The 1,349-nt window shown below is 42.6% G+C and carries 1 protein-coding gene; it reads left to right on the top strand.

Annotated features, from left to right (window positions below; genetic code table 11):
• The first annotated feature begins 126 nt into the window (after nucleotides 1-126).
• Nucleotides 127-1,251 (top strand): methionine biosynthesis PLP-dependent protein, encoded by a 1,125-nt coding sequence (locus tag P5G49_RS17445; protein ID WP_301245935.1) that lies wholly within the window; start codon nucleotides 127-129, stop codon nucleotides 1,249-1,251.
• Nucleotides 1,252-1,349: the final 98 nt, after the last annotated feature.

The raw sequence follows: 1,349 nt of genomic DNA, 5'->3' as shown, positions 1-1,349 counted from the left end.
AGAAAGAACGAAATGGTGCCTTTTTAGATTTTAGAGTGCCTTGTACATTTAAAAACGTAAGTTTTTCAGTGGCCTCCTTATTCGAAGGGGGTCTTTTTATATACATAATTAAAGGAGAGGTGCATAATGACAAATCGAAGTATAAGCACGAAATTGGTGCAGTTAGGAAATCAGAGCGATAAAAGAACAGGGGCAGTCAATCCTCCTATCCATTTATCCACCGCCTACAAACATGATGGATTGGGGCTTTCTACGGGGTACGACTATACAAGGACGAAAAACCCGACGAGGACAATCCTTGAAGAAGGAATAGCAAATTTGGAAAAAGGTGATTGCGGATTCGCATGCAGCTCCGGAATGTCTGCCATACAGCTTGTCCTCTCCCTATTCAAACCCGGGGATGAGCTGATTGCGCCCGATGACATTTACGGAGGGACTTATCGCCTGTTCGAACAATATGCCGATGTATATGGAATTACAACATCGTATACTTCATTTCAAAGTGTAGAAGAAACAGAGAAACTCATTACAAAGAATACAAAAGCGCTATTCATCGAAACGCCGACAAATCCGCTTATGCTTGAAATCGATATAGAGAATTACGTAAAGCTTGCGAAGAAGCATGGGTTGCTTGTCATCGTCGATAATACGTTTTTAACGCCTTATTTTCAGCGCCCGATTGAACTTGGAGCAAATATTGTCATCCATAGTGCTACAAAATACATCGGCGGTCATAATGATGTATTAGCTGGGCTTGTTGTTGCGAAAGGAGAAGAATTAAGCAACCGATTAGGCAAAAACCATAATGCAATCGGAGCTACGCTATCCCCTTTCGATTCATGGCTCGTTATTCGCGGATTGAAGACATTGCACGTACGGATGAAACAGCATGATGCAAATGCGAAGGAGCTCGTCTCTTATTTGGAAAATGACCCGCATATTGCGGATGTCCTCTATGCTGGAAAAGGTGGTATGATTTCATTCCGCTTAAAGGAAATCGAATGGGTGGGTCCATTTCTTGAGAACTTACGCCTGATTACTTTCGCGGAAAGCCTCGGCGGGGTGGAAAGCCTTATTACATATCCTACAACGCAAACCCATACCGATATTCCTGAAGAGGAACGGGAAAAACGTGGTGTGGATAAACGACTATTGCGTTTTTCCGTCGGATTGGAAGAGGCACAGGATTTAATTGACGACATAGAGCAAGCTTTATTGGCAGCTGCAAAAACCCCTGTTCTTTCCAACTAATCTAAAAGGCCGCCTTGAGCTATTCGAGGCCACTGAAAAACTTACGTTTTTAAATGTACAAGGCACTCTAAAATCTAAAAAGGCACCATTTCGTTCTT

This window comes from Sporosarcina highlanderae (genome assembly GCF_030433715.1).
Taxonomy (GTDB): domain Bacteria; phylum Bacillota; class Bacilli; order Bacillales_A; family Planococcaceae; genus Sporosarcina; species Sporosarcina highlanderae.
Note: the sequence above shows the minus strand (reverse complement) of the source record. Positions and strands in the feature narration are given on the sequence as shown.

Coding starts and splice junctions, on each gene's coding strand:
- P5G49_RS17445 (WP_301245935.1), top strand. CDS start 127: ATGACAAATCGAAGTATAAGCACGAAATTGGTGCAGTTAGGAAATCAG.